General features: G+C 58.2%; 1 protein-coding gene. It reads right to left on the bottom strand.

Annotated elements, in window-relative coordinates; all coding sequences use genetic code 11:
* Nucleotides 1-853, bottom strand: a protein-coding gene (locus ACYP2A_RS19405; RefSeq protein WP_459747373.1) for an IS5 family transposase whose coding sequence is annotated in 2 segments (ribosomal slippage) — nucleotides 1-511 and nucleotides 511-853 — 854 coding nt annotated over the 2 segments. Because the reading frame shifts where the segments join, the coding sequence is not laid out codon by codon here. This gene is flagged as partial in the annotation.
* Nucleotides 854-914: the final 61 nt, after the last annotated feature.

The following is a 914-nucleotide window of genomic DNA, read 5'->3' as shown; positions in this document are numbered from 1 at the left end:
TAGGTTTTGTACGAAAAGTATTGCCGCATACAACGCAGACTGCAGGCCAGCGTGACCATGGCTGCAAAGCTCCTGGCCAGCTTGTCGTAGCGAGTGCCTATTCTGCGGTTCTCCTTTAGCCAGCCAAACATCCGCTCAATGATGTTCCGCTGCCGGTACTTTGGACGATCAAAGAGCCTGGGCAAGCCTGGCCGGGGTTTGCGTGGCATGGCGCGCAGCGGAATCACCGGCTGCATTCGGTAACGGTCGCAGTACTGACGCAGGTGTTCTGCGTCATAGCCTTTGTCAGCCAGTAACCAGCGACTACGCTTGCGTGGTCGCCCCGGCTTACCGGGAATTCGCACCTGATCCAGCAGCGGCTGGGCGTGGGTGATATCGCTGGCTTGCCCCGCCGAAAGGATGAAACGTAAGGGAACGCCATTAGCGTCGCAGACCATGTGGATCTTGGTAGTAAGGCCGCCTCGACTGCGTCCCAAGGCATGGTCTAGCGGTTCTTCAGGCCCCCCTTTTTCCCGGCGCCTGAAGAGGCTCGGGTTGCACGTACTGCCGTAGAGTCGATCATCCAGGTGTCCAGATCGATCAGCCCTTCCCGATTCAGTCGAATATGCAAGCGCTCCAGTATTCGGTCGAACGTGCCGTCGTCGCGCCAGTCACGAAAACGCTGATACACCGTTGACCAGGGCCCAAAGCGCTCAGGCAGATCGCGCCAGGCAGCGCCCGAGCACAGGATCCACAGGATGCCATGCAGTACCAGGCGATCATCACTGCGTGGGCGACCCATTTTCTGCTCTGGAGAAACCAGATCCTTGATCAATTCCCACGATGCGTCGGAGAGTTCGTAACGCTTTGCCATGCGGGCCTCCAGCCAATCATGGCCGCAATTCTACCCGCACCGACTTTTCGTACAAAACCTA

This window comes from Pseudomonas sp. 3A(2025), assembly GCF_054589175.1.
The sequence above is the reverse complement of the archived record's forward strand: the minus strand, read 5'-3'. Positions and strand labels throughout refer to the sequence as shown.